The sequence below is a fragment of the Enterovibrio norvegicus FF-33 genome, assembly GCF_000286835.2.
GTDB classification, from domain to species: Bacteria; Pseudomonadota; Gammaproteobacteria; order Enterobacterales; family Vibrionaceae; genus Enterovibrio; species Enterovibrio norvegicus_A.
This window is the reverse complement of record NZ_AJYD02000038.1, coordinates 608,047-609,045: the sequence shown is the minus strand read 5'-3', so window position 1 is coordinate 609,045 and position 999 is coordinate 608,047. Positions and strand designations below refer to the sequence as shown.

2 protein-coding genes are annotated in these 999 nt (G+C 41.2%); one reads left to right on the top strand and one right to left on the bottom strand.

From position 1 onward, the window contains the following. The first annotated feature begins 473 nt into the window (after positions 1–473). Positions 474–644 carry a hypothetical protein gene (locus A1OO_RS23460; RefSeq protein WP_017003047.1) on the top strand — a complete coding sequence of 57 codons (171 nt, stop codon included), beginning with the start codon at positions 474–476 and terminating at the stop codon, positions 642–644. A gap of 106 nt (positions 645–750) precedes the next feature. Here the strand turns inward: A1OO_RS23460 and A1OO_RS23310 are convergent, their stop codons facing one another. Further along, positions 751–858 carry a YHYH domain-containing protein gene (locus tag A1OO_RS23310; RefSeq protein ID WP_241819226.1) on the bottom strand — a complete coding sequence of 36 codons (108 nt, stop codon included), beginning with the start codon at positions 856–858 and terminating at the stop codon, positions 751–753. Between the last annotated feature and the right edge of the window lie 141 nt (positions 859–999).

Genomic DNA, 999 nt, shown 5'->3' with positions numbered 1-999 from the left:
CCGTTTTTCATAGCAGGTGGTTTAAATGGGTTTTGCTTTGAATCGTTTTCTGGCGGTTTGGTTAAAGTGTTTGTTTCTCAGGTTGCAGTGCTGAGTTCAAACGAAAGGGTTTTTTCTTGGTGGTTTGTTGAAACGGTTTCGTTTGGGTTTAGTTAAAAATGTCTTTTTCAACAGCAGGTTGGCGGCAAGCCGCGTAAGGTTTGGTTCTTGCTATAACAAGGTAATCAATGGGACGCAATCGCACTGCGGCGTTTTTCTAACCCATTGTGAATAAGGTTATTTTTTGGTTTTTGGGTGTTGTCAGCGCCCATTATTACGACGTTATGCACTTGTAGTAATTGCCTTCCCTATGTCTAATTTTCTCTACTAAGCTCATTGTGCTAACTGATGAGAATAAGAGGGAACTATGAAAACTAAAATTTCAAGCGTGGTGGTGTCTCTAGTATTTGCTTACGCACTAACAAGCAATACGAATGAAGTTCAAGCATACGGAGGCGGTTTTTGTGATGGTTATCAAGACGGTTATAAAGCAGGCGCTGAATCTTTCGGGATGGGATTTCCCGGCTATCCTGGTTGCCCGGGAGATCCTGGAAGTTTTGGAGGAAGCAACTCTCCTTATCAAAGAGGGTATGCAATTGGTATAAGGGATGCGACGCGCTACATGTGTCGAAACAATCGAAACCATAGATTATGCTGACAGAATCCTGAAATTAGGCAAAGGCTGCTGTAAAGTGCAGCCCTTTTCGCGCTTTAATGACAATGATACCCACCAGTTTTATGGTTATTGTGACAGCCTTCTGAGTTTGTTCCACCTGAGTGAGCGTGCGCAGTTCCAAAAAAACAGATGACAAATAGCATGATTACAAGTTTCTTCATGTGTTATTCCCCTAACTTCAAGATAGTACACCAAAATGATAGTTCTATCTTTAATGGTTGTACAGTTTGTTATACAGAATGGCGTTTAAATCGATTTTGGTTAGTAAACGCCCGTTATTCAAA